This is a genomic window from Micromonospora sp. M71_S20, from assembly GCF_003664255.1.
In the GTDB taxonomy this organism is placed as follows: Bacteria; Actinomycetota; Actinomycetes; order Mycobacteriales; family Micromonosporaceae; genus Micromonospora.
In genome coordinates this window covers 723,103-746,901 of the sequence record NZ_RCCV01000003.1, presented here as the reverse complement: position 1 = coordinate 746,901, position 23,799 = coordinate 723,103, and the positions used below count along the sequence as shown (strand labels likewise).

Sequence of the window (23,799 nt, the reverse complement as noted above, 5' to 3'; positions counted from 1 at the left end):
TCCGGAGACGCAAACCTCTTGATCGACAGCGGGCCGCCGGGCGGGGCCGGGGTCAGCGGACCATGGAGCCGACCACGGGCTTGGTGAGCAGGGCGGACTGGTTGCGCTGGATGCCCGGGTCGAGGGTCTTGGCGACGAAGATGGCGTGCCAGATGCAGAAGATCAGCACCGTCCACACCTTGCGGGAGTGGTCGGCCTCCTCCCGCTTGTGCTCCTCCAGCAGCCGCATCGCGTACGACAGGTCGAGCAGGTCGCCGGCGCCGGAGGTGGACAGCACGTGCCGGGCCCACTCGTACATCTCGCCGCGCAGCCAGACCCGGGTGGGGGTCGGGAAGCCGAGCTTCTTGCGGTTGACGATGGCCGGCGGCACCACGCCCTGCAGCGCCTGGCGCATCGCGTACTTGGTGGCGTCGGAGCGGGGCGGGAGCTTGAGGTCCACCGGGATCCTGGACGCCACGTCGAAGACCGCCCGGTCCAGGAAGGGCACCCGCACCTCCAGCGAGTGGGCCATCGAGATCCGGTCGGCCTTGACCAGGATGTCGCCGCGCAGCCAGGTGTAGAGGTCGACGTACTGCATCTTGGTGACGTCGTCGAGCTCCGTGCACTCGGCGTAGATGGGCGCGGTGACGTCCGTGTAGCGGACCGAGGGGTCGTAGCGGCGCAGCAGGTGCTGCTTCTCCTCCTCGGTGAACATCCGGGCGTTGCCGTAGTAGCGCTGCTCGATCGGGGTGGTGCCGCGCTCCAGGAAGCTCTTGCCCTTCACCCCCTGCGGGATGGCCTTGGAGACCGCCCGCAGCCCCTTCTGCACCCCGTCGGGCAGCCCGTTGACGGAACTCAACGACAGCGGCTCGCGATAGATGGTGTAGCCGCCGAAGAACTCGTCGGCGCCCTCGCCGGAGAGCACCACGGTGACGTGCTCGGCGGCCTTCTTCGCCACGAAGTAGAGGGGCACCAGGGCCGGGTCGGCCACCGGGTCGTCGAGGTGCCAGACGATCTTCGGCAGCGCCTCGATCATGTCGTACGGCCCGATCTTGGTCGGGATGGTGGTCACGTCGAGGTGCCGGGCCGAGTCCTGGGCGACGTCGATCTCCGAGTAGCCCGGGACGTCGTAGCCCACGGTGAAGGTGAGGATGTTCGGGTTGAACTCCCGGGCCAGGGCCACCACGGCGGTCGAGTCGATGCCGCTGGAGAGGAACGAGCCGACCGGCACGTCGGAGCGCATGTGCATCCGGACGCTCTCGCGCAGCGTCTCCCGGATCTCGTGGTAGAGCCGCTGCTCGTCGTCGACCGGGGTGGGCCGGAACACCGGCCGGTACCACCGGCGCACGTCGATGCGCCCGCCCGGGGTCCAGGTCAGGTACTCGCCGGAGCCGATCCGGCTGATGCCCTTGTGCAGGGTGCCGGGCTCGGGCACGTACTGAAGGGTCAGGTAGTGGCTGAGGTTGGCCGTGTCGATGCCGGCGTCGCCCTGGTAGTTGGAGTGGGCGAAGGGCAGCAGCGCCTTCTTCTCCGAGGCCAGGTAGAGGCCGTCGGCGGTCTCCAGGTAGTGCAGCGGCTTGATGCCGAAGTAGTCCCGGCCGCCGAACGCGCGGCGCTCCTGCCGGTCCCAGATGACGAAGGCGAACATGCCGCGCAGCCGGGTGAGCACCTGCTCGCCCCAGAAGTGGTAGCCGGCGACGATCACCTCGCCGTCACCGGCGGTGGCGAACTGCGCGCCGAAGGTCCGGATCAGCTCCTCGCGCAGCTCGATGTAGTTGTAGATCTCGCCGTTGAAGGTGAGCAGGTAGCGCCCGTTCGCGTAGGACAGGGGCTCTTGGCTGGAGGCCACGTCGATGATCGCCAACCGCTTGTGCGCGAACACCCCGTCCGCGTACCGGCCGGAGGCGTCGCCGACCACCTCGACACCGGTCTCGTCCGGTCCGCGGTGGTGCAGGCATTCCAACGCCCCGGCGATGTTGTCGCGGTGGGCGGCGGCGTCGCCGCGCGCACTGAAGAAGGCCAGGAGTCCGCACATGGTCGTCATCTTTCCACGCGGCCCGAGCGGCCGTCGCGGCACCGCTGGGCTCTCCCCCGCCGCGACGCCACGCGGCCGGCCGGGACCGCGTCCGGAGCCCGGCCGGGGCGGCGGACGGCGCGTACGGGTGGCATCCGTCGCCTACGGCACCCGCCACCGTCGGGGCCCGGTCGGGCCCCGGCGCCGCGCGGTACCGTCTGACCTGCGAAGACGCGGAGGGAGCGGAGCATGACCGAGGGACGTACCGACAGCCGGCCGGCGGACGGCACCGAGTCTCACGACCCGGACTTCCCCGAGGCGTTCCTGGCGTTCATGCGGCAGGGCTGGCGGGACACCACCCTGCCGGTCGGCCCGCGACCCGAGGTGCCGAACCACGCCAAGCGACGGGCCGCGCTCTCGGCGGCCTTCCCGGGCGAGACCCTGGTGATCCCCACCGGTGGCGAGAAGGTACGCGCCAACGACACCGACCACCCGTTCCGCCCGGGCAGCGACTTCGCCTACCTGACCGGCGACCACGACCCTGACGGCGTGCTCGTGCTGCGGCCGAACGGGTCGGGCCACGACGCCACCCTGCACATGCGGCCCCGCTCGTCGCGGCGGACCGACGAGTTCTTCCGCAGCCGGCATGGCGAGCTGTGGGTCGGCCGGCGGCACACCCTGGCCGAGAAGTCGACCGAGCTGGGCCTGCCCACGGCGGACCTGACCGAGCTGGACGCGACGCTGGCCGACCTGGCGCCGGGGCGCACCCGGGTGCTGCGCGGCTTCGACGGGCGGGTGGACGCGGCCGTGCGCCCGTACGACGGCCACCGCGCCGAGGGCCAGCCGGCCCGCGACCGGGAGCTGGCGATCGCCATCTCGGAGCTGAAGCTGGTCAAGGACGAGTGGGAGATCGCCCAGCTCCAGGACGCGGTCGACGCGACCGTCCGGGGCTTCGAGGACGTGGCCCGGGCGCTGCCGGCGGACCGGGGCGTGTCGGAGCGGCTGCTGGAGGGGATCTTCGCGCTGCGCGCCCGACACGACGGCAACGACGTCGGCTACGGCTCGATCGTCGGCGCGGGCGAGCACGCCACGATCCTGCACTGGGTGCACAACCACGGCACGACGCGGCCGGGCGAGCTGCTGCTGATGGACATGGGCGTGGAGAACCGCAACCTCTACACCGCCGATGTCACGCGGGTGCTGCCGGTCGACGGCCGGTTCACCCCGCTGCAGCGCCAGGTCTACGACGCCGTGCACACCGCGCAGCAGGCCGGCATCGACGCCATCCGGCCCGGCGTGGCGTTCCGGGAGGTCCACCTGGCCTCGATGCGGGTGCTCGCCCAGGCGCTGTCCGACCTGGGCCTGCTGCCGGGCAGCGTCGACGAGGCCATGGACGGCAGGTCGACGGTGTACCGGCGCTGGACGCTGCACGGCACCAGCCACATGCTCGGCCTCGACGTGCACGACTGCGCGAACGCCCGCAAGGAGAAGTACCGGGACGGCACGCTGGGCGAGGGCTACGTGCTCACCGTCGAGCCCGGGCTCTACTTCCAGCCGGAGGACGAGCTGGTTCCCGAGGAGCTGCGCGGGATCGGCGTCCGGATCGAGGACGACATCCTGGTCACCGCGACCGGCGCGGTGAACCTCTCCGCCGGGCTGCCGCGTGCCGCCGACGAGGTGGAGACCTGGCTGGCCGAGCAGCGCGAGGCCGGTCCCCGCTTGCCCGGCTGACCCCGTACGCCTCGAAGAACCTCACCTTTCAAGTCCTCGAACCACACGATCCCCGCAACTCCCTGAAATCCAGGGTGTTGCGGGGATCGCTAGAACCCGCCTTCGCGGGAGGGCCCTTCGTTGCCCGCAGGGGCGTTTGTGCTGGTCACGCCCCTTCCTGTCGACCCCGATCGGTTGCGAGTACCTGGCGAGACCTGAGCGAAATGCGGGGTTTTCTCGGATAAGTCCACATCGCGAGGATCGTTCTCATACGGTGGGCGTTAGAGGCTACAACCGATTTGTAGCTGGTCGCGCCGCCTGATGCGGTGCGGCCCCGTCTGGTAGCAGGAAAGGGCGGAAGGCTCTGATGTCCAACAACCAAACGACTCCCGACGATTGGGCTACCGCGGCCACACCGAGTACAGGGCGGCGCAAACTCTGGGTGGCTGCCGGCGTGGCCGGACTGACCGGCGTGGTCGGCTTGGCAGCACTGGGCGGCCTGGCCGCTCGTGACGACAAGCCCGGTGGCCCCGATAGAACCTCGGGCGCGCAATCGTCCACGAAGCAGCCCGTCAGCGACGCCGGCAAGGCTGACGACGAGAAGTCCCACGTCGGTGCCGACAAGCAGGGCGGCAAGGGCCCCAACGTCGGCGATTGGGACAACCATGCCTGGGACGACGAGGGCCGGGGTGAGCGCGGTCAGGACGGCAAGGGCCGGGGTGAGCGCGGTCAGGACGGCAAGGACGGGGACCGGGTCAGGGAGGTGGACTGTGACGAGGAGGACCTGGTCGAGGCCATCGATCTGCTCAACCGTGGTCACGGGGGCACCCTGAAGCTTGCCAAGGACTGCACCTACGAACTCGACGAGTTCGACGACGGCAACAAGGACGACAAGAAGCACGACGGCAAGAAGGACAACGACAAGAAGTCCCGCACGGGCCTGCCAGTGATCAAGCAGGAGATCACCATCAAGGGTCAGGGCGCGACGATCAAGCGGGACTCCAAGGACGCGTTTCGGATCTTCAAGGTCGCCGACGGCGGTGACCTGACCCTGAAGGACCTGACCCTCAAGGACGGCAAGGCCGCCGACGACGAGGACAAGAAGGACGACAAGGGCGAGGAGCAGAAGGAGCGGCTGAAGGACCTCCTGGCCTCCGCGCTCAAGTCCCGCGGAGCCAACGTCTCGACCAACTCCTCGCGCGACCACAACGACAAGGACAAGGACAAGGGCGAGGACGGCGGTGCGCTGCTGGTCGAGAAGGGCGGCCGCGCCTACCTCGAGAAGACCACCCTGACCCGCAACAGCGCCAGCGGCAACGGCGGCGCGATCGCCAACTACGGCAAGGTCACCCTCAATCTCAGCAAGGTCGACCACAACCAGGCCAACGACAACGGCGGCGGCATCTTCAACGTCGGCCAGCTCGAGATCGAGAAGTCGAAGATCACCGACAACACCGCCGGGAAGAACGGCGGCGGCATCGCCAACGGCGGCAAACACGACGGCAAGGACGACGGCAAGGACGACGGCCGCAACGACCGCGACAAGGCCGGCAACGTCGAGATCAAGAAGAGCCTCATCCAGGGCAACAAGGCCGACGAGAACGGCGGTGGCCTCTTCAGCTCCGGCGGCTACGTCGAGGTCAGCTGGACCTTCGTCAAGGACAACACCGCCGGCGAGAACGGTGGCGGCATCTACGCCCGCAACACCGACCTCAAGCTCGACCACGTCACCGTCGCCGAGAACGACGCCAGCAAGGACGGCGGCGGCATCTACAACACCGGCGGAGACCGCGACCACAACGCCAGCAACAACCGCAAGGACAACGACAAGGTCGGCCGCGCCACCATCACCGACACCCTCATCGCCACGAACCACGCCGGACGCTTCGGCGGCGGCATCTTCAACGGCGAGCACAAGAACGACAACAGCAACAAGGGCAACAAGGGCAACGACCGCAACCACGACGACTTCGACGCGGTCCTGGTCCTGCGCGACAGCCTGATCAAGGAAAACATCGCCGGCGAGAACGGCGGCGGCATCTACAACAACAACGGCAAGGTCACCGTAGACAAGACCAAGGTCAAGGACAACAAGGCCAACGGCGACAACAACCACCACCGCAAGATCGCCGGCGGCATCTTCAACAACAACGGCAAGGTCGAACTCGACGACAAGTCCACCGTCACCGACAACGACCCCAAGAACTGCGTCAACGTCAAAGACTGCCACGCCTGAACCACCACATAACGCGGGAGTCCCTTCCGCCGCGCGACCAGCGGGCGGAAGGGACTCCCGCCCTCGGTCGCCCGCCTCGGTGGAGGTCCGACAGGACGGCGTCGGGGGTGGTGTGAGATCTCCTCCGACCTGACTGTCGGGGCTGACCGCTGTGCGACGTCGCGAGGAACTTCGCCCGGTACGGCGCCTTCGGCGCCCTCCCACTACCCCCGCACCCGGCGTCCGACTCCTGCCTACCCGACCCGTCCATGTACCAAATGTGGGTTTCCTTCGGATACATCCACATGACGAAGAACATTCTCATACGGTGTTGTTCAGCAGCTACAACCGATTTGTAGCGAAGGCCGCTCGCGAAGGCGAAGCGACCTTGTCTGGGTACAAGGAGAGGGCAGAGAGCTCAGATGTCCAACTACCTTCGCAGTAACGATGACGCCGTTCGCCAGACCACGTCAGCGGCGGGCCGGCGCAAGCTGTGGCTCGCCACCGGCGTCCTGGGCCTGACGGGAGCGGTCAGTCTCACGGGAGTCGCGTACGGGGGCGGCGGCGTCGATGGCCTGGCCGATCCGAGGTCCACGGCGCAGCAGCTCAACAATGACGACAAGCGCAACGAGGAGGGTCGTGACTGGCATGAAGGTCAGGGCCCCGGCGCCGGCAACTGGAACGAGAAGGCCTGGGGAGACGAGCAGGGCTGGCGCGACGACGAGGGCCGGGGTGAGCGCGGTCAGGACGGCAAGGGCCGGGGTGAGCGCGGTCAGGACGGCAAGGACGGGGACCGGGTCAGGGAGGTGGACTGTGACGAGGAGGACCTGGTCGAGGCCATCGATCTGCTCAACCGTGGTCACGGGGGCACCCTGAAGCTTGCCAAGGACTGCACCTACGAACTCGACGAGTTCGACGACGGCAACAAGGACGACAAGAAGCACGACGGCAAGAAGGACAACGACAAGAAGTCCCGCACGGGCCTGCCAGTGATCAAGCAGGAGATCACCATCAAGGGTCAGGGCGCGACGATCAAGCGGGACTCCAAGGACGCGTTTCGGATCTTCAAGGTCGCCGACGGCGGTGACCTGACCCTGAAGGACCTGACCCTCAAGGACGGCAAGGCCGCCGACGACGAGGACAAGAAGGACGACAAGGGCGAGGAGCAGAAGGAGCGGCTGAAGGACCTCCTGGCCTCCGCGCTCAAGTCCCGCGGAGCCAACGTCTCGACCAACTCCTCGCGCGACCACAACGACAAGGACAAGGACAAGGGCGAGGACGGCGGTGCGCTGCTGGTCGAGAAGGGCGGCCGCGCCTACCTCGAGAAGACCACCCTGACCCGCAACAGCGCCAGCGGCAACGGCGGCGCGATCGCCAACTACGGCAAGGTCACCCTCAATCTCAGCAAGGTCGACCACAACCAGGCCAACGACAACGGCGGCGGCATCTTCAACGTCGGCCAGCTCGAGATCGAGAAGTCGAAGATCACCGACAACACCGCCGGGAAGAACGGCGGCGGCATCGCCAACGGCGGCAAACACGACGGCAAGGACGACGGCAAGGACGACGGCCGCAACGACCGCGACAAGGCCGGCAACGTCGAGATCAAGAAGAGCCTCATCCAGGGCAACAAGGCCGACGAGAACGGCGGTGGCCTCTTCAGCTCCGGCGGCTACGTCGAGGTCAGCTGGACCTTCGTCAAGGACAACACCGCCGGCGAGAACGGTGGCGGCATCTACGCCCGCAACACCGACCTCAAGCTCGACCACGTCACCGTCGCCGAGAACGACGCCAGCAAGGACGGCGGCGGCATCTACAACACCGGCGGAGACCGCGACCACAACGCCAGCAACAACCGCAAGGACAACGACAAGGTCGGCCGCGCCACCATCACCGACACCCTCATCGCCACGAACCACGCCGGACGCTTCGGCGGCGGCATCTTCAACGGCGAGCACAAGAACGACAACAGCAACAAGGGCAACAAGGGCAACGACCGCAACCACGACGACTTCGACGCGGTCCTGGTCCTGCGCGACAGCCTGATCAAGGAAAACATCGCCGGCGAGAACGGCGGCGGCATCTACAACAACAACGGCAAGGTCACCGTAGACAAGACCAAGGTCAAGGACAACAAGGCCAACGGCGACAACAACCACCACCGCAAGATCGCCGGCGGCATCTTCAACAACAACGGCAAGGTCGAACTCGACGACAAGTCCACCGTCACCGACAACGACCCCAAGAACTGCGTCAACGTCAAAGACTGCCACGCCTGACCGGCCGCGCAGTGAACAGCCGAACCGTTGACGGCATCGGCTGAAGCAACCCCTCCGGCCCGCCGGGAACGGTCCAACCGGATCGGACCCGGCGGGCCGGAGGACCGTCGCCAGGAGAGACGAGCCGGCCCCTTCCGCGGTCACCGCGTGAGGGGGCCGGCCACTGCCGTACTACTGCCGCACGAGACCGCGACGCTCCGCGCCGGCACGGTGAACGTGCCGATGGCCGCGTCGATCGTGGCCTTCCGCAGCACCTCGTCGGCGGAGGTCCGCAGCACCGGGGTGCAGCGCGACGTCCGCCGCGCGCAGCCCGGTCAGCTGCTGCGTCGCCACGCTTGCGATGGCGTTGAAAGCCGTCACGGACTGCAGGCGCCCGTCGGGGCCGCGACCGTCGAGCGTCCTGGTGAGCGGCGCCGGTGGGTCCACGCCTCGCCGCTGAGTGGGAAGGCGCCGGCTGCTGCACCTGCTTCGCGGCGGGCAGCCCGAACACCGGTCAGGAGGCACGAATCCTTGAGCAGCTCGGCGTACCGGGCGTCGCGGCCGCTCGGTGCGGGCGGCGACGAAGCCGGTCCCCTGCCCGTCACGGGTGTGCAGCGCGAGCGCCTGCATCCGGGCCCGGTCCGACCCGAGGTTGCCTGCGGCAGCCGGTGACCGCCTCTCCCGATGCGGCGGCGAACCGGCCGGGCGAAGCCGTTGTAGTCGACCTGGACGCCGGTCACCTGTGTTCGGACGGAGTCGGTGAACCGGTGGCCGGCGAGGTTGCCGGCCAGCCCCGACTTTGCTCGGATCGTGCTGGACCAGCAGCCGCGCGAGCTGCTGGGCCGCGGTGCCGATGACCTCGTCGCCGGAGCCGACGCGCCAGGTCAGCCACCCGACGGGCCGGGCGGAACGCGGCCGACCCGGACCGACCCGTCCGGTCGGTGGGACGCGGAGGGCCGGCCACCACCAGCCCAGGCAGGGCGTGACAGCCGGCGATCGGGGGCACGTCACCAGGCAGTCGGCGCATACCGTACCGGTTGAGGAGAACGTTGGCGCCGAGACCGGTGCCAGATAGCTCCTGATACTGGTCGTCACGCAGGTCCGAGGCCGGGCTGCCGGCGATGTCGGGCCTCAGGCCGTCCGTGAACAGATCGGTGTCGGCGCGCGCGTGACACGGCCGGCTGGATGAGTTGTCGTGCCAGGTAGCCGCTCAGGGTTCAGTCGGGTGGCTCGTAACGCCGTATGGATCGGCGGATGCTGGCCGACCGAGCAGGTCTTCCACAGATTTCTGTGCCACAGGACCCGGTGGCACAGGGTTCGGTCGTGGCGGCGGAGGTGGTGCACACGTTCGCGGCCAGCGGTCGCCGGGAGCCGGATCTGTCCGGCATGGTGAGCATCAGAAGTACGACAAAAGAAGAGGCCAGCGGCACGCCACGGAAACCCGTGACCGCCGCTGGCGCTCCTGGCCAGGACGCAGCGGTGGGATGCCACCGCAGCTCCTAGTCCTCCACGTCCACGTCCACGTCGATGTCGCGGATACAGACGATGACGGTGTTGGGCTGAGTCCGGTTCTCGTTCGTCGCGTCAACCGCCACGGACTGCTCGAAGGTGACTTCGCTGTCCTCGATGTCGTTGTCGCTGATGATGTTGGCGGCGATCAGCTCGTTGAGCTGCTCGTTGGTCGCGCACACGAATCCGTTGCGGTCCTTCGCCCTGGAGTCCCCGTACTCCCCGTCGGACGAGGCGAGCGCCGCGGCGGGCGCACTGAGCAGCAGTGCGGCGCTGCCCAGCAACACCCCTCCGGCGAGCTTGGTCAGAAACTTCTTCGACATGTCCCTCACTCCCTTCTGGTCGGCTCCGGAAGATGAGCCAGTACGAACATAAGAGAGCTTCATGTTCATTCGGAGCGCTTTTCAGGTTTTTGAGGCGAACATGCCTTTGGCTGCTATAGGGGGCCCTAACGAAGCTCGTGCAACGTGTCGGAGGTGGTGACGCGAGGAGGCTTCGTGGACGCCCCCGTGGGTTGCGCTGTGGTTTGGGCAGCAACGGCTCGATGCGCTGCCAGAGCCCGTCCGGCACGATCCACGGCGGTTGCGCACACGCAACGCGGCCGTCCCTCGCAGCTCACCACCTACGAGAGGCAAGGAGTCAAGAGGTCATGGCACCAACGTCGCGAACACCACGATGTTGTCCTTGTACGACCTCGCTGCCTTGTCGTAGCCGCCACCACAGGTGATCACGCGGAGTTGCGCCTTGCCGGTGTGACCGTAGACCTGCTTCAGCGGGAGCTTGGTCTTCGGGTAGCGGGCCACGCCGTCGACGATGAACCGGGCCTTCTTGCCATCCTTGCGGAGCAACTCGATGGCGTCTTTCGGTTTCAGCGAGCCCAGGCGAAAGAAGACTGCTCGCCCGGTGGCGCGGGAGTCGACGTGGCCCACCACCACCGCGGTCCCGGTCTCGCCGGGACTCGGTCCCAACTTGTACCACCCGGCCGTATCGGGCTGATTGAACGGCGGGACCGCGATCTGCTGGTTCCGGTCCAGCCCGAGCGGAGTCGTCGGCGCGTCAACGCCGATCCGCGGGATCCTGATGCGGGTGGGTTGCGATCGCGGCATCCCGCCCAACGTCGGCGACGTGTTGGCTCTGCTCGGCGCCGGATCTGGTGTGGTGGGCTCGTCCGCCAGCGGCGACAGCGGTGCGGCGGCGGGGTCGGGCTGTGGTGGCGGTCCGACCGGATCGGATGCCGTGGCCGCGTGCACGATCAATCCTGCTCCGGTGAGCGTGACGAGGACGACCATGACGAGGCCAGCGGCACGCCACGGGAAACCGTGGCGGCCGCTGGCGCTCCTGGCCGCCCTAGGCGACAGTGCCATTGGCCGACCGCCGACGCAGCAGTGCGATGCCACCGAGCACGCCCACGCCCACCATGCCGGCACCGGTCGCCGTCAAGACACCGGTGTTGGGGTCGGAGAACGCGCCACCGTCACCGGCCGCGACGCCAGCCGCGCTCGGGAGCACCCAGGCTCCGTCCGGACCCGCGTACGCGCCGCCAGCCGCGGCGGTGTTGCCGGCAGGCTGGCCCACCGGCGACCCCGCCCGGCCGAGGCTCGCCTCGACCATCCGGAGCAGGTCGCCGAGCAGGTCGGTCTCCACGTCCACCCCCACCTCGAGGTCGCGGATGCAGACCACGATGGTGTTGGGCTGCTGGGTTCTGGTGTTCGTCGCCGACTGCGCGGCGCTCAAGTTGAAGGTGACGACGCTGTCCTCGATGGTGTTGTCCTTGACGATATTGGAGATGTTCTGCTCGTTGATCTGCCTGGTGGTCGCACAGGTGACCCCGTTACCGTCCCTGTCCTTCAGGTCGAATGTCTTGGGCTTGTCGTCTGACTTCTTCGATTTCTGCCCCTGGGTCGAGGCCTTGGGCTGCTTGGTTGGCCCGTCGTCGGGCGCGGCGAGCGCGGTGGCGGGCGCAGCGAGCAGTAGCGCGGCGGTGCCCAACACCATCCCGCCGGCGAGCTTGGTCAAGAACCTCATCGACATGTTCCTCATTCCCTTCTGGTCCGCTCAGGAGGACGAGCTAAGACGAACGTTAGGCCGATTCATGCCGAACGAGAGGACTTTCCAGGTTTCGTAACATTCAGGATTTAAGGCGCGGTAAGTGGCGGTTTGCATCCTCTGGGGGATAAGGGCCGTTCTGTCCGCCCGGCGTCGGTAGCGGCAACGATCGGCTGACGCAGAAGGGCCGGCCCTCTCCCCTGGAAGGGGAGAGGGCCGACCCGCGTTCGAGTCAGCGCTGGACGAAGACCGCCACGCTGCGGGCCGGCACCCGGAACGTGCCGCTCGCCGCGTCGAACGACGCCGAACGCAGCACCGGGTCCGCGGAGTCGCGCAGCACCGGGTGCAGCGCGACGTCCGCCCCGCGCAGCCCGGTCAGCCGCTGCGTCGCCGTCTCGCCGGTGGCGTTGAAGACCACCGTCACCGACGTCCACCGCCCGTCGAGGCCCCGACCGTCCAGCGTCATCGTGAGCACGCCGGGGGTCTCCCCCGCCCCGGAGAGCGGGAAGGCGACCCGCTTCTGCACCTGCTCCGCCGTCGTCAGCCCGAAGACCGGCGAGGAGGCCCGGATCTTCAGCAGTTCGGCATAGCGGGCGTCGGCCAGGTCGATCGCCGCGCAGTCCGGCACCAGCGCCGGGTCGGCCAGCAGCGGCTTCGCGTACGGCCACTTGTCGCGGTTGTCCTGCTCGGGCGGCAGGCCGGCGCCGAAGCCGTTGCCCTGGGTGCAGTCCCAGCGGATCTGGTTGAACCAGTCACCCGAGTTGTACGAGTTGCGGTCCAGCGACTTCGAGCGCAGCCGCTCGGTGCCGGTGGTGACGAACCCGGGCCCCTGCCCCATCACCACCGTGCTCAGCGCCAGCACCTGCATCCGGGCCCGGTCCGCCGCCGGGGTGTCCTGCGGCAGCTTGTACGCCAGCGCGTCGTACAGGATCTCGTTGTCGTGCGCGTCGACGTAGGTCACCGCCTCCCCCGGCGCGGCGGTGTAGCCGGCGGGCGAGCCGTTGTAGTCGACCTGCGCGCCGGTCACCTGCCGGCCCGACGAGTCGGTGAACCGGTATCCGCGCAGGTTGCCGGTGAGCCCCACCTTGATCAGGTCGTGCTGGTGCAGCAGGCGGGCCCGCTGCTCGGCCGTGGACCCGTTCACGTCGTCGCCGTTGGGGTCGGTGAACAGGCCGGAGGCGAAGCCCTGCACCCGGGGGTTGGCGTCGAACGGCCCGCCACCGCGTACCGCGTCGCGGAGCCGGTCGTTGAACGTGCCGATTCCGGTGCCGGCCATGTTGGCCTGGGTGGCCTGCGTGAAGCGGGCGTCGTCGGCGACCTCGCCGAAGTTCCAGCCCTCGCCGTAGAGCAGGATCTTCTTCCCGTCCACGCCGTCGCGGGCGACGGTCAGCTCGTCGAGCGCCTCGCGGACGGCCACGATGTTCGCCTTCGGGTGGTGGCCCATCAGGTCGAACCGGAAACCGTCCACCTTGTACGCCTTGGCCCAGGTGACCAGCGAGTCCACCACGAGCTTGCCCATCATGGCGTGCTCGGGGGCGGTGTTGGCGCAGCAGGTCGAGTTGGCGACGCTGCCGTCGTCCAGCAACCGGTGGTAGTAGCCGGGCACGATCTGGTCGAGCACCGACTTCGGGTCGGCGCCCGCCGCCGAGGTGTGGTTGTAGACGACGTCCATCACCACGCGCAGCCCGGCGCCGTTGACGCCGGCCACCATCCGCCGGAACTCGGCGGTGCGCTTCGCGCCGACCGGGTCGACGGCGTAGCCGCCCTCCGGCACGGTGTAGTGCAGCGGGTCGTACCCCCAGTTGTAGCCGTCGGTGTCGGCCACGGCCGCGACGCACTTCTGCTGCTGCTCGGAGTCCGGCGGCAGCGCGGCCAGGTCGCAGGCCGGCTGCCGCTGGTCGGCGCGCCGCTCGGGGATCGTGGCGAAGTCGAACGCGGGCAGCAGGTGCAGGTGGGTCACCCCGGCGTCGCCGAGCGCCTTCAGGTGCTTCATGCCGGCGGTGCCCGGGTCGGTGAAGGCGAGGTAGGTGCCCCGCCGCTCTGCCGGCACGGTGCTGTCGGCGATCGAGAAGTCCCGCACGGACAGCTCGGAGATCTGCACCTTCGTCGACGGCACCGCCGCTGGCTTGCGCAGCGAGGCCCACCCGGCTGGCGCGAGCGCCGGGTCGGCCAGGTCCACGATCTGGCTGTGCGTGGAGTCCGGCGCCAGCGCCACCGAGTACGGGTCGGTCACGGCGGCGGTGGCCATCTTCTGCGTCGCCGGCTGCCACGCCTGGACCTGGTACCGGTAGTACCTGCCAGTCCAGTCGCGGGCGCCGCGCACGGACCAGACGCCGGTGCGGTCGTCCCGGCGCATCGCCACGGTCCTCGGCGTCGCGGTCGGCGAGTCGAAGAGCTGGAGCGAGACCGTGCGGGCGGTGGGTGCCCAGACGGCCAGCGTCGGCACCCCGCCGGCGAAGGTCGGCCCGAGCCTCGCGTCGGTGGCCCGGGCGTAGACGTCGTCGAGCACGCCGGGGATCTGCACGCCGGTCGCGGCGAGCAGGGCGCCCGCCGCGTCCCGCTCGGTCACCAGGAGCTGCCCGCGCAGGGCCGCCGGGACCTTCGCCAGGTCCCGCCGGTCGAGCGTGAAGGCGCCGTGCGCCCACAGGTGCGGGAAGGCCGCGCGCTGGGCCTCGGTGAGCCCGTTGCGCTGCGCGGTCAATGGCAGCGTCGTGTACGTCCCGACCAGCTCGCCGTCGGCGACGGTCACCCCGCCGGCCGGGGCGGCGACCAGGGCGTACGTCCTGCCGTCGGTGGGCCCGGCCTGCCAGGCGACGGTGGAGCGGTCGATCCAGTGCGCCTTCTGCTTCGTGATGTCGACGTCGCCTGCGGCGCCGGAGGCGGTGGACGGCAGCAGCCGGCCGGGCGTGCCGGCGAGCAGCCACACCTCGCGCCCGGCGTCGGCGAGGTCGAGCCGCTGGTCGGTCGGCAGGTCCTTCTCGTCGCCCTTGTGGATGATGTAGCTCAGCCCGGTCGCCCCGGCGGCCAGCGGCACCCGGAAAACCGCGCCGAAGGCGTCGATCCGGGCCGGGGCGAGCGGGGCGGCCCAGTCCGTCGGGTTGGCGGCGCCGTCCCACAGGTGCAGGCCCCAGCCGTCGTAGTTGCCGTCGGCGCGGCGGTAGTGGATGAGGGCGGTGCCGTCCTCCACCGGTGGGTCGGGTTCGCCGGTGGCGGCCTGCCGGCTCGGGTACGTCGCCGGGTCGCCCTGCTTGACCCAGACCTCGCCGGTCTTCGTCACGTCGATCGTCCGATCCTGTTCCACGTCCTTGTTCCCGGACTTGTCGACCACCAGGAAGCCGACCGACTTCGCGCCCGGCTTGAGCTTCACCCAGGCGAACCGGCCGTAGGAGTCCTCGCCGGCGAACGGCTGGCCCTTGGGCCACTCGGTGGCGTACGCGGGGTCGATGTCGCCCCAGGCGTAGAGACCCCAGTCGTCGTAGCCGCCGGCGGGGCGCTGGTAGTGCACCACGGCCCACTCGCGGGAGGCGGACTGCGCCGGGGTGCCCACGGTCGCGGTGGACCGGGCGGTCGCGGTGCGGCCCTTCCCGTCGCGGACGACGGCCTTGTACTCGACCTTCGTGCCGCCGGCCAGCCCGGTCAGGTCGTGGTGCACCGTGTACGGGGCCCGGTCGGCGCTGCCGAGCAGCGTCCACCTGCCGCCGGCGACCCGGGCGGCGACGGTGACGGTGGCCAGCGGGTCGCCGGTGACCTGCGCGGTGACGGCGGCCTTCGTGGCGACGGGCTCGCCGGGCGCCGGGGCGGTGATCGTGATCCGGGGCGCGGCGTCGGGCGACGCGATCGGGGTGCCGGCGCGGTGCACCACTGCCGACAGCGGCGGCACGGTCAGCGTGAGCTTGCCGTCCGCGCCGGCGACCGGGGCGGCCGATGCGCCGTAGACGCCGGTGAAGGTGGCGCCGGCCGACCAGGTGTCCACGGTGACAGTCTGCGCCGTCGCGGCGTTGTTCACCGCGACGACGTACTCGGTGCGCTGCTTCGGGTCGATCCGGGAGAACGCGAAGACGCCGGGGCCGTCGGCGGCGTACCGGCCGACCTGCACGCCGTCGCGCAGCGCCGGGTGCGCCTGGCGCAACGCGCCCAGCTCGGCGATGGCCCGGTAGAGCGGGTGGGTGCGGTCGAACTGGTCGCTGGCGTGCGTACGGTCGGTGCCGAGCAGGTCGTCGTCGAGGTAGTCGGGGGTCTTCGAGGCGAACATGTCCTGCCGGGCGTCCTTGTCGCCGCCCGGGCCGGTGAAGCCCTGCTCGTCGCCGGAGTAGACGACCGGCTGGCCGCGGGTGAGGAACATCAGCTCGTGGGCGAGCTGGTCGCGGCGCAGGTGGGTGGCCGGGTCGGTGCCGCCGCCGGCGATGAACGAGCCGATCCGGCCCATGTCGTGGTTGCCGAGGAAGGTGGTCAGCCGGCCCGCGTCGGTGTCCCGGGCACGGTAGAGGTCGTCGCGGGCGTACACGTCGGCGAGTGCCCTGGCGGAGCCGTCGCCGGCGGTGTAGCCGCGCGCCGCCTCCTGGAAGGCGAAGTCGAGGGTGGCCGGCAGGCCGCCGCGCCGCACGTACGTCGAGGTGATCTCCGGGTCGGCGCTGTAGACCTCGCCGAACATGAAGAAGTCCTTCTTGCCGGCGCGGGCGGCGGCGCGCTCGACGCCCTGGCTGAACTGCGGCCAGAATTCGAGGTTGGCGTGCTTGACGGTGTCCAGCCGGAAGCCGTCGACGCCGGTGGAGGCCACCCAGTCGGAGTAGACCTTGGTCAGGCCGCGCACCACCTCGGGGCGCTCGGTCCACAGGTCGTCGAGGCCGAAGAAGTCGCCGTACTCGCTGTTCTCCCCGGCGAAGGTGGAGTCGCCCCGGTTGTGGTACATCGTCGGGTCGTTGAGCCACGCCGGGACCTTGACCTTCGCGTCGGCCGGGTTCGCGAACGTCGGGGTGTACGGGAACGACGTGGTGTCCACCTTCGGGAAGCCCCGGCTGCCGTCGGCGTAGTTGCGGTCCTCGAAGGGACGCCCCTGCGCGTCGGTGTACGGGGAGGTGGCCTTGTCCACGTAGCTGTACTTGTCCTCGGCGTAGGTGATGACGTCCGCGGTGTGGTTGACGATGACGTCGAGGTAGACCTTGATCCCCCGCCGGTGCGCCAGCGCGACCAGCCGCTTCAGGTCCTCCTTAGTGCCGAAGTGCGGGTCGACCTGGGTGAAGTCGGTGATCCAGTAGCCGTGGTAGCCGGCGGAGACGTCGGCTCCGGTGCCCTGCACCGGGCGGTTCTTGAAGATGGGCGCGAGCCAGATGGCCGTGGTGCCGAGCCCCTCGATGTAGTCGAGCCGGTCCATGACGCCCTTGAGGTCGCCGCCGTGGTAGAAGCCCTTGTCCTTCGGGTCGAGGCCCGTGGAGAGGCGGTCCCCGGTGAGGCCGCCGGTGTCGTTGCGCCGGTCGCCGTTGGCGAACCGGTCCGGCAGGACGAAGTAGAACTGCTCGGCGCGGGCCTGGCGGCTGCCGGCGGCGAGCAGCGCCTCCGCCGAGGGTTCGGTGCGCCACTGCGCGGCGCCGGTGGTGACCAGCGGGCCGGTGCCGTCGGGGGCGTCGGCGCCGAGCTGGCGCACGGCCAGCGGGGTGCCGACGAGGGTGAGGGTGAGCAGGGAGACGAGGGCGAGCAGGGCCTTGCGCGGTATCGGCGGGGGTTTCATCGACGCCTTCCTCTGGTCGCTGACTGGCCCGCACGCTAGCTCTTGCCGAAAGGTTCTGCAATACCTTGCAAACAAAGTCGTAACACGGCAGGACGCTTGCAAAAGGAACGGCCCGGCGGGTTCGCGCCGGGCCGTACGGAAAGAGGGTGGGCTAGACGCGGCAGGCGCCGCCCTCGACCGTGCAGCTCGCCGGGCGGCTCTGCGTGCCCTGGACGTAGAACCGCAGCGTGGCCGACGCGCCCCCGGGCAGGTCGCCGCCGCTGCGGTAGGTGAAGCCGTCGTCGATCCGCTGCGCCGTCCCCTGTGGCGCGCCCTCGATCCACGCGCTGCCCAGCCGCGCTCCCGGGAAGGTCAGCCGCGCCGTCCAGCCCCGGCCGGCCGACGACGCGTTGCTGACCAGCACCTCCCCGACGAACCCGTCCGCGTACGACTCCACCACCCGGTACCGGCCCGTCAGCGGGGACGACGACGGCGGCGCGACCAGCGCCGTCTCCTCGCTCCCGCTCGGGGTCGGGGACGGCGGGGCGCTGCTGCGGGCGGGCGTGGACCGCGTCGGGGTGGGCCGGACGGTGGAGCGGCCGGACGACGTGGCCGGCGCCCGGGGCGAGCGCGTGGCCGTCGGGCTGGTCGCCGACGGCTCCGGATCGGCCAGGCCGACGGTCGGCAGCGGCGGGCCGGGTTGCGCGTCGAACGCGGGGCCGCGCCCCCGGTAGGTGCCGAGCGCGATGGCCAGCAGGACCACCATCACCGCGACGCCGACGGACACCACGATCCACGGCGAGGACGCGATGGCGGTCGTGCCGTAGGACTTGCTCGATGTTCGGCGCGTGCCGGACATGCCTCTCCTCCCGCGGTCCTCCGGGGCAGCGTAGCGGTCCGTGGCGACCTGGTGCGACCGTCCGCGCGCGGCGCGTACCGGCACCGCGTCGGCGGGATCGCCGCCGTCGGAGGGAGCCGCGGTCCCGCCGGCGGTCAGGCGGTCCGCAGGACCGTGCAGATGACCGGGCCGGCGTCGGTGGACCGCAGCAGGTAGCGGTAGCGCTCGCCGGGCACCGCCCGGCCGTGGCTGTCCAGGAACTCCCACTCCACGGCCACCATGGTCAGCAGCGCCGACACCGGGTGCACGTCCTCGATGGCCGCGTGCGCCGCGACCAGCTCGCGCTCCTGGTAGTCGGGGGCCGCGCCCACGAAGGACAGTGCCACTGCCGCCGGCGAGGTAAACGAGAAGCTGTACGTGTCGGCCACCACCATCCCGGGCAGGGCGTAGCAGCCGGCGATGGCGGCCACGTCGCCGGTGGTCAGCGCCACGCCGTACCGGTCGAAGAAGTCGGTCAGCGTGTCCAGATCGGTGGGGGCTCTCACGGGGACAGCAATTGCCGGCCGGACGGCGGGCCAAACCTCAGCGCAGCGGGATGCGCACCTCGATCTCGGCCCCGAGCCGGGCGCCGCCCGTGAGGCCGAGGTCGTCGCCGCTCCAGAACCGGCCCGGGTCGTACCAGTTGGGACGCCGCCCGGCCGGCAGCAGCCCCATCGCCTCGTAGGTCACCGCAACCACCTCCGCGCAGTACGCCGTCTCCAGTGCACGGTCGCGCACGGCGACACCGGCGCGGTCGGGCGCGGTCGCCCCGGGGCGCTCGGGCGCCGGGCCGCCGGGGCGGTCCCCCACCCGGCCGGGCAGGGCCGGCAGCCGCACCGCCGGGACCCGGCCCCGCAGCCAGCGCCAGGCGAGCTGGGCGGTGGACGGGAACGGCGTGCCGTCCAGGCGCGCGACGGTGCGCAGCACCGCCCCTTCCATCTCCGCGTCGGCCGGCGGGTCGAGCTGGCGCAGCCAGCCCCGCTGGCCGTACCGGTTGGCCCAGACGCAGACCGCGTCGCGCAGGTCGTGCAGCTGCACCCCGCGCTGGTGGGTGCCTGTCCACATGTCGGGCAGCGACCTGCCCAGCTCGGCGTGCCACATCAGGGGCGGCATGTCGTCCAGCACGACCGCCATGCCGACGTGGTTCACCGGGCTGTTGGTGGTGAACTGGATGGCCCGGTCGGGCACGCTGCGGCCCCGGAACACCCACACGTCGCCGGTACGGGTCAGGTCCACGGCCTCGTCCAGGCTGATGCTCATGGGGGTCTACCCTAGGCCGATGCGGCAACGGATGCGGTGGTGGAAGGTGCTCGGGCTCGCGGGCCTCGCCGGCGTGGCGGCGTCGGGCGTGGTCATCGCCCGGGCCGAACGGCGGCGCCGGGCGTACACCCCGGAGGAGATCCGGGCCCGGCTGCGCGACCGGCACGCGGAGGCGACGGCGCCCGCCGACGACGCGCGCTGAGCCGCCGGCGTCAGTCGACGTCGTGGTGGTTGCGTTCCCAGCGCCCGCCGACGGGCGGGGTGTCGAGCCGCACGGCTCCGGCGGCGTTGCCGGCGAGGTCGTTGTCCTCGATGCGGCAGGACACGCAACTGCCGGCCGGGGTGATCCAGATCCCGTAGGTCTGGGTCTGCTCGTCGCGGTGGTCCCAGATCCGGTTGCCCCGCACGGTCGCCGAATCGAACGGCGCGTTGACGGTGATGCCGGCCCGGATCGGCGGGGCCGCCGGCAGTTCGTACGACGCTCCGGGCGGCGGCGTGTCCTCGTTCCAGCCGGTGGTGGCATCCGCCCGCACCTCGGCGAGGGTGAGGACGGTGTCGGTGTTGGACACCACCACCGCGATGCGTGACCCGACCCGCACCGCCTTGCCCCGGTGCCCGTCGTGCGGCCAGTGCGCCCTGAGGTCGGTGACGGACCGGTGGTGGTAGCGCACCGACTCGCCACTGCCGGTGGCGGCCGGGGCGCACCGCCGGCCGTTGTTGCGGATCCGGTTGTTCACCACGATCGCGTCGGTCATCGGGCGGTCGATCCGGATCGCGTCCAGGCCGTTGTCCCAGAACTCGTTGCCGTCGACGACCACGTCCGCCGCCGCGCCCCGGTAGCCGTGCCCCAGGTCGTGCTCGTGGTAGCCGTGCGCGCCGTTGGCGCTGATCCGGTTCCCGCGCACCGCGTACGGGCCGGGCGTGTTGCCCATGCTGATCCCGTCGCGGACGTTGCGGTCGATGACGCAGTCGCTGACGATGCCGCCCCGGCCGGCGACGCCCGCCGTGCCGTTGCCGGAGACGTCGAATCCCGCCTCCAGGTTGCCGGTCAGGGTGCAGGCGGAAACGATCAGGCCGTCGGCGCCCCAGTCGGAGATGCCGAAGCGGTTCGCCTGGCTGTGGCAGCCGATGATGCGGTAGCCGCGCGGCGGCGTCCAGTAGTCCTTCTGAAGTTCGAGGAAGATCCCGTTGGTGCCGTTGCCGACGGCGGTGCAGTTGGCGATCGTGAGGCGCTCCACGTCGCCCCACCCGCCGATGCCGACGCCGATGCCCGCGCCGCCCATCTCCTCGCCGTTGTCCAGCCGCCCGCAGCCGACCACGACGACGCCGTCGATCAGGCTGTCCTGGAGAAAGTCGCAGCCGAGGCCGGTGGCGCCGGTGTGGTGGATGTAGAGGTTGCGGAAGACGCCGCGCACCACGTACTGGAGGCCGAGCCCCTTGGCGAGGTAGTTGTACTCGACCATCGCCACGCCGGAGCCGTCGATCTCGAAGTCCGCGAAGGTGCAGTCGGCGATGTGCCGGTCGCGGCTCGCACCGTGCTGCACCGTGGTCCAGAACGCCAGCGGCGTCGGGTCCGCCCGGTTTCCCTCGTTGCTGAGCAGGAACCGCGTCGTCCCCGGTCCCGCGCCGATCAGCGACACCCCGCTGCGCCACACCGTGCCGGCATCCCGGATCGAGTAGATCCCCGGCGGGCAGTAGATGACCCGGGCCCGCCCGTCGGCGGCGTAGCCCTCGCCGAGGCGGTCGACCAGGGCCGACAGCGCCGGCTGGTCGTTCGTCACGCCGTCGCCGCGCAGCCCGAACTCCCGCGCGTCGCACCACAGGGGCGCGCCGGCGACCGGGGTGAGCCGCTGCGCGGCGGTGGAAAGGCCCTGGCGCGGCATCCGACCCCTCCTCTGCAACGTACGGTCGTTCGCCTGCGACGGGCGCATTCCCGCCGCGCCAGTCCGGAAACGCGCTACCCGGCCGGCGTGGGCCGCTCCGACGCGGTCGCCGGGGGGCCGGGCTCCGCGCCGGTGCCGGGCGTCGCGCCGCTGCGGCGCACCGCCTCCGCCAGCGCCCCGGCGGTACGCCCCACGAGCGCGCTGCCGTCGTCGAGCAGCAGCAGGGGCCGCTGGATCAGCTCGGGGGCGGCCACCATCGCCTCGATCCAGCGCGGCTCGGCCGCCTCGTCGCGCGGCCAGTCGGCCATGCCGAGGGCCACCGCGGCGGGCTCCTGCGTGCGGCAGACGTCCCAGGGGCGCGCGTCGAGCCGGCGCAGCACCTCGGTCAGCTCCGCCGCGCTCGGCGGCCGGTCCAGGTAGGGGCGCAGCGCGTAGCCGACCCCTGCCTCGTCGAGCGCGGTACGGGCGGCGGCGCACTTCGAGCAGGACGGGTTGTTCCAGATCTCCATGCCGGCCATGGTCGCAGCTGCCCCGCCTCCGTCCGCTCTGCCCACCACGCTCCGCCACCGTGATCAGGACGCCAGGGACCGCAAAGCGGGCGGATGACGTCCATGGGATCCTGATCACGATGCGCTCGCGTCTCGCGCCTGCCCCCTGCGGCGTTCGACGCGCTGTCCGTGGCGTCGTGCCGGCCCCTGGGTGCCGGCCGACGAATGCACCGGTCACCCCCAGCCGATGTGGGTTCGGGGCAGGATGTCCGGTTCGGGGCAGCCTGTTCGAGCGGCCCATCCGGTTTGTGGCTATTTGCGGTGGCGGGCGCCACCGGCCCGGCCGGCATGGGTCGGGGGCCCGGGTCGTTGTAACCATCGTGAACGCGTAACCCCCGGGGCCCCGGCGGCCGGGGCGACGGTCGGAATGCCGGCCGGACCCGCGTCGTTACATCCCCCGCAGGGACGAGCCCGCCGGCCCCTTCCGGCCGCAGGCCCCCTTTGATATCTCGACCTTTCCTTTCCCGTGGCGCACCCGCCCCCCTTGGTGTGTGTCGCGTGCCCCCGATCGAAAGGTGCAGACGAATCATGCGTACCGACATGCTGCGTAAGACCGCTCTGACCGCTGCCGGGCTCGCCTTCACCGGCGGCGCCATCGCCGGCCCCGTCACCACCGCCTTCGCCGCCCCCGCCGAGGCCAAGCCCACGACGACGGTCAGCCAGGACCGCAAGCACGGCGAGCGTGAGCTGGGCGTGCGCTACGAAGCCCAGCCCAACTTCTACTACTGCGGCCCCGCCGCCGCCCGCAACGCCCTCAGCGTCCAGGGCAAGAACATCGACGTCGACGGCATGGCCCAGCGCATGGGCACCACCGAAGCCGGCACCAACTCCATCAACGACATCACCCCCGTACTGAACAAGGAGACCGGCTCCGACGCCTACCAGTCCGTCGAGATCCGCGACCCCAAGGCCGACGACACGCAGACCGACAAGCTGCGCGCCGACATCGTCACCGCCATCGACGAAGGCCACGCCGTCGTCGCCAACATCGCCGGCACCGCCACCGACACCGACGGAGTCACCCACTCCTTCGAGGGCGGGCACTACATCAGCGTCGTCGGCTACCGCGACAACGGTGCGACCGTCACCATCGCCGACTCGGCCGACCCGAACCAGGCCTCCTACCGGATGAGCGTGGACAACCTGGCCGACTGGATCGCCACCCGCGGCTACACCGCCTGACCGACGACAACACCGCACCACCAGACGACAAGGGCCGGACCCCACACAGGGGTCCGGCCCTTTCGCCATGACCGAGGGCTCTCCCGGCTGTCGCCGCCCGGCCAGCGCCGGACCGCCCCGCAAGGCCGGGCCCGGGGCATGGCCGGGCGTCCGCCCGAGTCCTGCCGAGCCCAGCGTCCGCCCGAGTCCTGCCAAGCCCGGGGCAGGCCCGGCGGCCGCCCCGAGTCGGCAGTTCCGCGCGCCCGAGCGCGGCGGGTCAGTCGACCGGGGCGAGGAACTCCAGCCGGTTGCCGTGCGCGTCCTGGGAGTGGAAGCGGCGCATCCCGGGCAGCTCGTCGTCGCCCCAGGTGACCGGGTACCCGGCGGCGACCAACCGGGCGGCGAGCGCGTCCAGGTCCGGCCACAGCAGGCCCGGGTGGGCTTTGCGGGCGGGGCTGAACCCGTCCTCCACGCCCAGGTGCAGCTCCGCGCCGTGCCCCGTGAACCAGCAGCCGCCGCGGGCCACGAGCGCGGGCGGTTTGGGCTTCTCGGTCATGCCGAGCACCCCGACGTAGAAGGCCCGCGACGCCTCCTCGGAGCCGCGTGGGCAGGCGAGCTGGACGTGATGGATCATG

17 protein-coding genes are annotated in these 23,799 nt (G+C 70.7%); 5 read left to right on the top strand and 12 right to left on the bottom strand.

The annotated features are described in order from the left end of the window. Window positions 1-52 precede the first annotated feature (52 nt). Window positions 53-2,014, bottom strand: a complete 1,962-nt coding sequence (asnB, locus tag DER29_RS28610) for an asparagine synthase (glutamine-hydrolyzing) (protein WP_121400737.1) — start codon at window positions 2,012-2,014, stop codon at window positions 53-55. A 228-nt stretch (window positions 2,015-2,242) separates the two neighbouring features. Here asnB and DER29_RS28605 point away from each other — a divergent pair, with 228 nt between their 5' ends. From DER29_RS28605 to DER29_RS28595, 3 genes are all read left to right on the top strand, one after another. Then, the gene (locus DER29_RS28605) at window positions 2,243-3,724 is read left to right on the top strand and encodes an aminopeptidase P family protein (protein ID WP_121400736.1); all 1,482 of its coding nucleotides are present in this window, start codon (window positions 2,243-2,245) and stop codon (window positions 3,722-3,724) included. 433 nt (window positions 3,725-4,157) lie between these two features. Beyond that, window positions 4,158-5,939, top strand: coding sequence for a hypothetical protein (locus tag DER29_RS28600; RefSeq protein ID WP_233600195.1), 1,782 nt, complete (start codon window positions 4,158-4,160; stop codon window positions 5,937-5,939). Between the two features lie 401 nt (window positions 5,940-6,340). Continuing rightward, window positions 6,341-8,197, top strand: coding sequence for a hypothetical protein (locus tag DER29_RS28595; RefSeq protein WP_121400734.1), 1,857 nt, complete (start codon window positions 6,341-6,343; stop codon window positions 8,195-8,197). A 140-nt stretch (window positions 8,198-8,337) separates the two neighbouring features. Here DER29_RS28595 and DER29_RS35650 read toward each other — a convergent pair whose 3' ends face one another. The 8 genes from DER29_RS35650 to DER29_RS28555 form a co-directional block, all read right to left on the bottom strand. After that, window positions 8,338-8,451: a hypothetical protein gene (locus DER29_RS35650; protein ID WP_233600228.1), complete on the bottom strand. Its 114-nt coding sequence runs from the start codon at window positions 8,449-8,451 to the stop codon at window positions 8,338-8,340. 1,224 nt (window positions 8,452-9,675) lie between these two features. Then, the gene (locus DER29_RS28590; protein ID WP_121400733.1) at window positions 9,676-10,008 is read right to left on the bottom strand and encodes a hypothetical protein; all 333 of its coding nucleotides are present in this window, start codon (window positions 10,006-10,008) and stop codon (window positions 9,676-9,678) included. A gap of 324 nt (window positions 10,009-10,332) precedes the next feature. After that, complete coding sequence (locus DER29_RS28585; protein WP_233600194.1) at window positions 10,333-10,974, bottom strand: class F sortase; 642 nt, start codon at window positions 10,972-10,974, stop codon at window positions 10,333-10,335. A gap of 58 nt (window positions 10,975-11,032) precedes the next feature. Then, on the bottom strand, window positions 11,033-11,710 hold the full coding sequence (locus DER29_RS33960; protein WP_148710111.1) for a hypothetical protein: 678 nt from the start codon (window positions 11,708-11,710) through the stop codon (window positions 11,033-11,035). Between the two features lie 253 nt (window positions 11,711-11,963). Next, window positions 11,964-17,456, bottom strand: coding sequence for a pullulanase-type alpha-1,6-glucosidase (gene pulA / locus DER29_RS28570; RefSeq protein ID WP_121400729.1), 5,493 nt, complete (start codon window positions 17,454-17,456; stop codon window positions 11,964-11,966). A 151-nt stretch (window positions 17,457-17,607) separates the two neighbouring features. Beyond that, the gene (locus DER29_RS28565) at window positions 17,608-18,294 is read right to left on the bottom strand and encodes a cellulose binding domain-containing protein (protein ID WP_121400728.1); all 687 of its coding nucleotides are present in this window, start codon (window positions 18,292-18,294) and stop codon (window positions 17,608-17,610) included. A gap of 134 nt (window positions 18,295-18,428) precedes the next feature. After that, window positions 18,429-18,818 (bottom strand): hypothetical protein, encoded by a 390-nt coding sequence (locus DER29_RS28560; RefSeq protein ID WP_121400727.1) that lies wholly within the window; start codon window positions 18,816-18,818, stop codon window positions 18,429-18,431. Between the two features lie 37 nt (window positions 18,819-18,855). Beyond that, window positions 18,856-19,572: a hypothetical protein gene (locus DER29_RS28555; RefSeq protein WP_121400726.1), complete on the bottom strand. Its 717-nt coding sequence runs from the start codon at window positions 19,570-19,572 to the stop codon at window positions 18,856-18,858. A gap of 19 nt (window positions 19,573-19,591) precedes the next feature. Between DER29_RS28555 and DER29_RS28550 the strand changes: the two genes are divergently transcribed. Then, complete coding sequence (locus DER29_RS28550; RefSeq protein ID WP_091630004.1) at window positions 19,592-19,774, top strand: hypothetical protein; 183 nt, start codon at window positions 19,592-19,594, stop codon at window positions 19,772-19,774. A gap of 10 nt (window positions 19,775-19,784) precedes the next feature. Here the strand turns inward: DER29_RS28550 and DER29_RS28545 are convergent, their stop codons facing one another. Beyond that, on the bottom strand, window positions 19,785-21,455 hold the full coding sequence (locus DER29_RS28545; RefSeq protein WP_121400725.1) for a right-handed parallel beta-helix repeat-containing protein: 1,671 nt from the start codon (window positions 21,453-21,455) through the stop codon (window positions 19,785-19,787). Window positions 21,456-21,529: 74 nt separating this feature from the next. Further along, entirely contained in the window at window positions 21,530-21,964 is a 435-nt protein-coding gene (locus DER29_RS28540) for an ArsC/Spx/MgsR family protein (RefSeq protein ID WP_121400935.1), read from the bottom strand. 567 nt (window positions 21,965-22,531) lie between these two features. Here DER29_RS28540 and DER29_RS28535 point away from each other — a divergent pair. After that, window positions 22,532-23,185 (top strand): C39 family peptidase, encoded by a 654-nt coding sequence (locus DER29_RS28535; protein WP_121400724.1) that lies wholly within the window; start codon window positions 22,532-22,534, stop codon window positions 23,183-23,185. A 256-nt stretch (window positions 23,186-23,441) separates the two neighbouring features. On the opposite strand, the gene DER29_RS28530 is transcribed toward DER29_RS28535, so the two are convergent. Then, window positions 23,442-23,798 (bottom strand): VOC family protein, encoded by a 357-nt coding sequence (locus DER29_RS28530; protein WP_121400723.1) that lies wholly within the window; start codon window positions 23,796-23,798, stop codon window positions 23,442-23,444. Between the last annotated feature and the right edge of the window lies 1 nt (window position 23,799).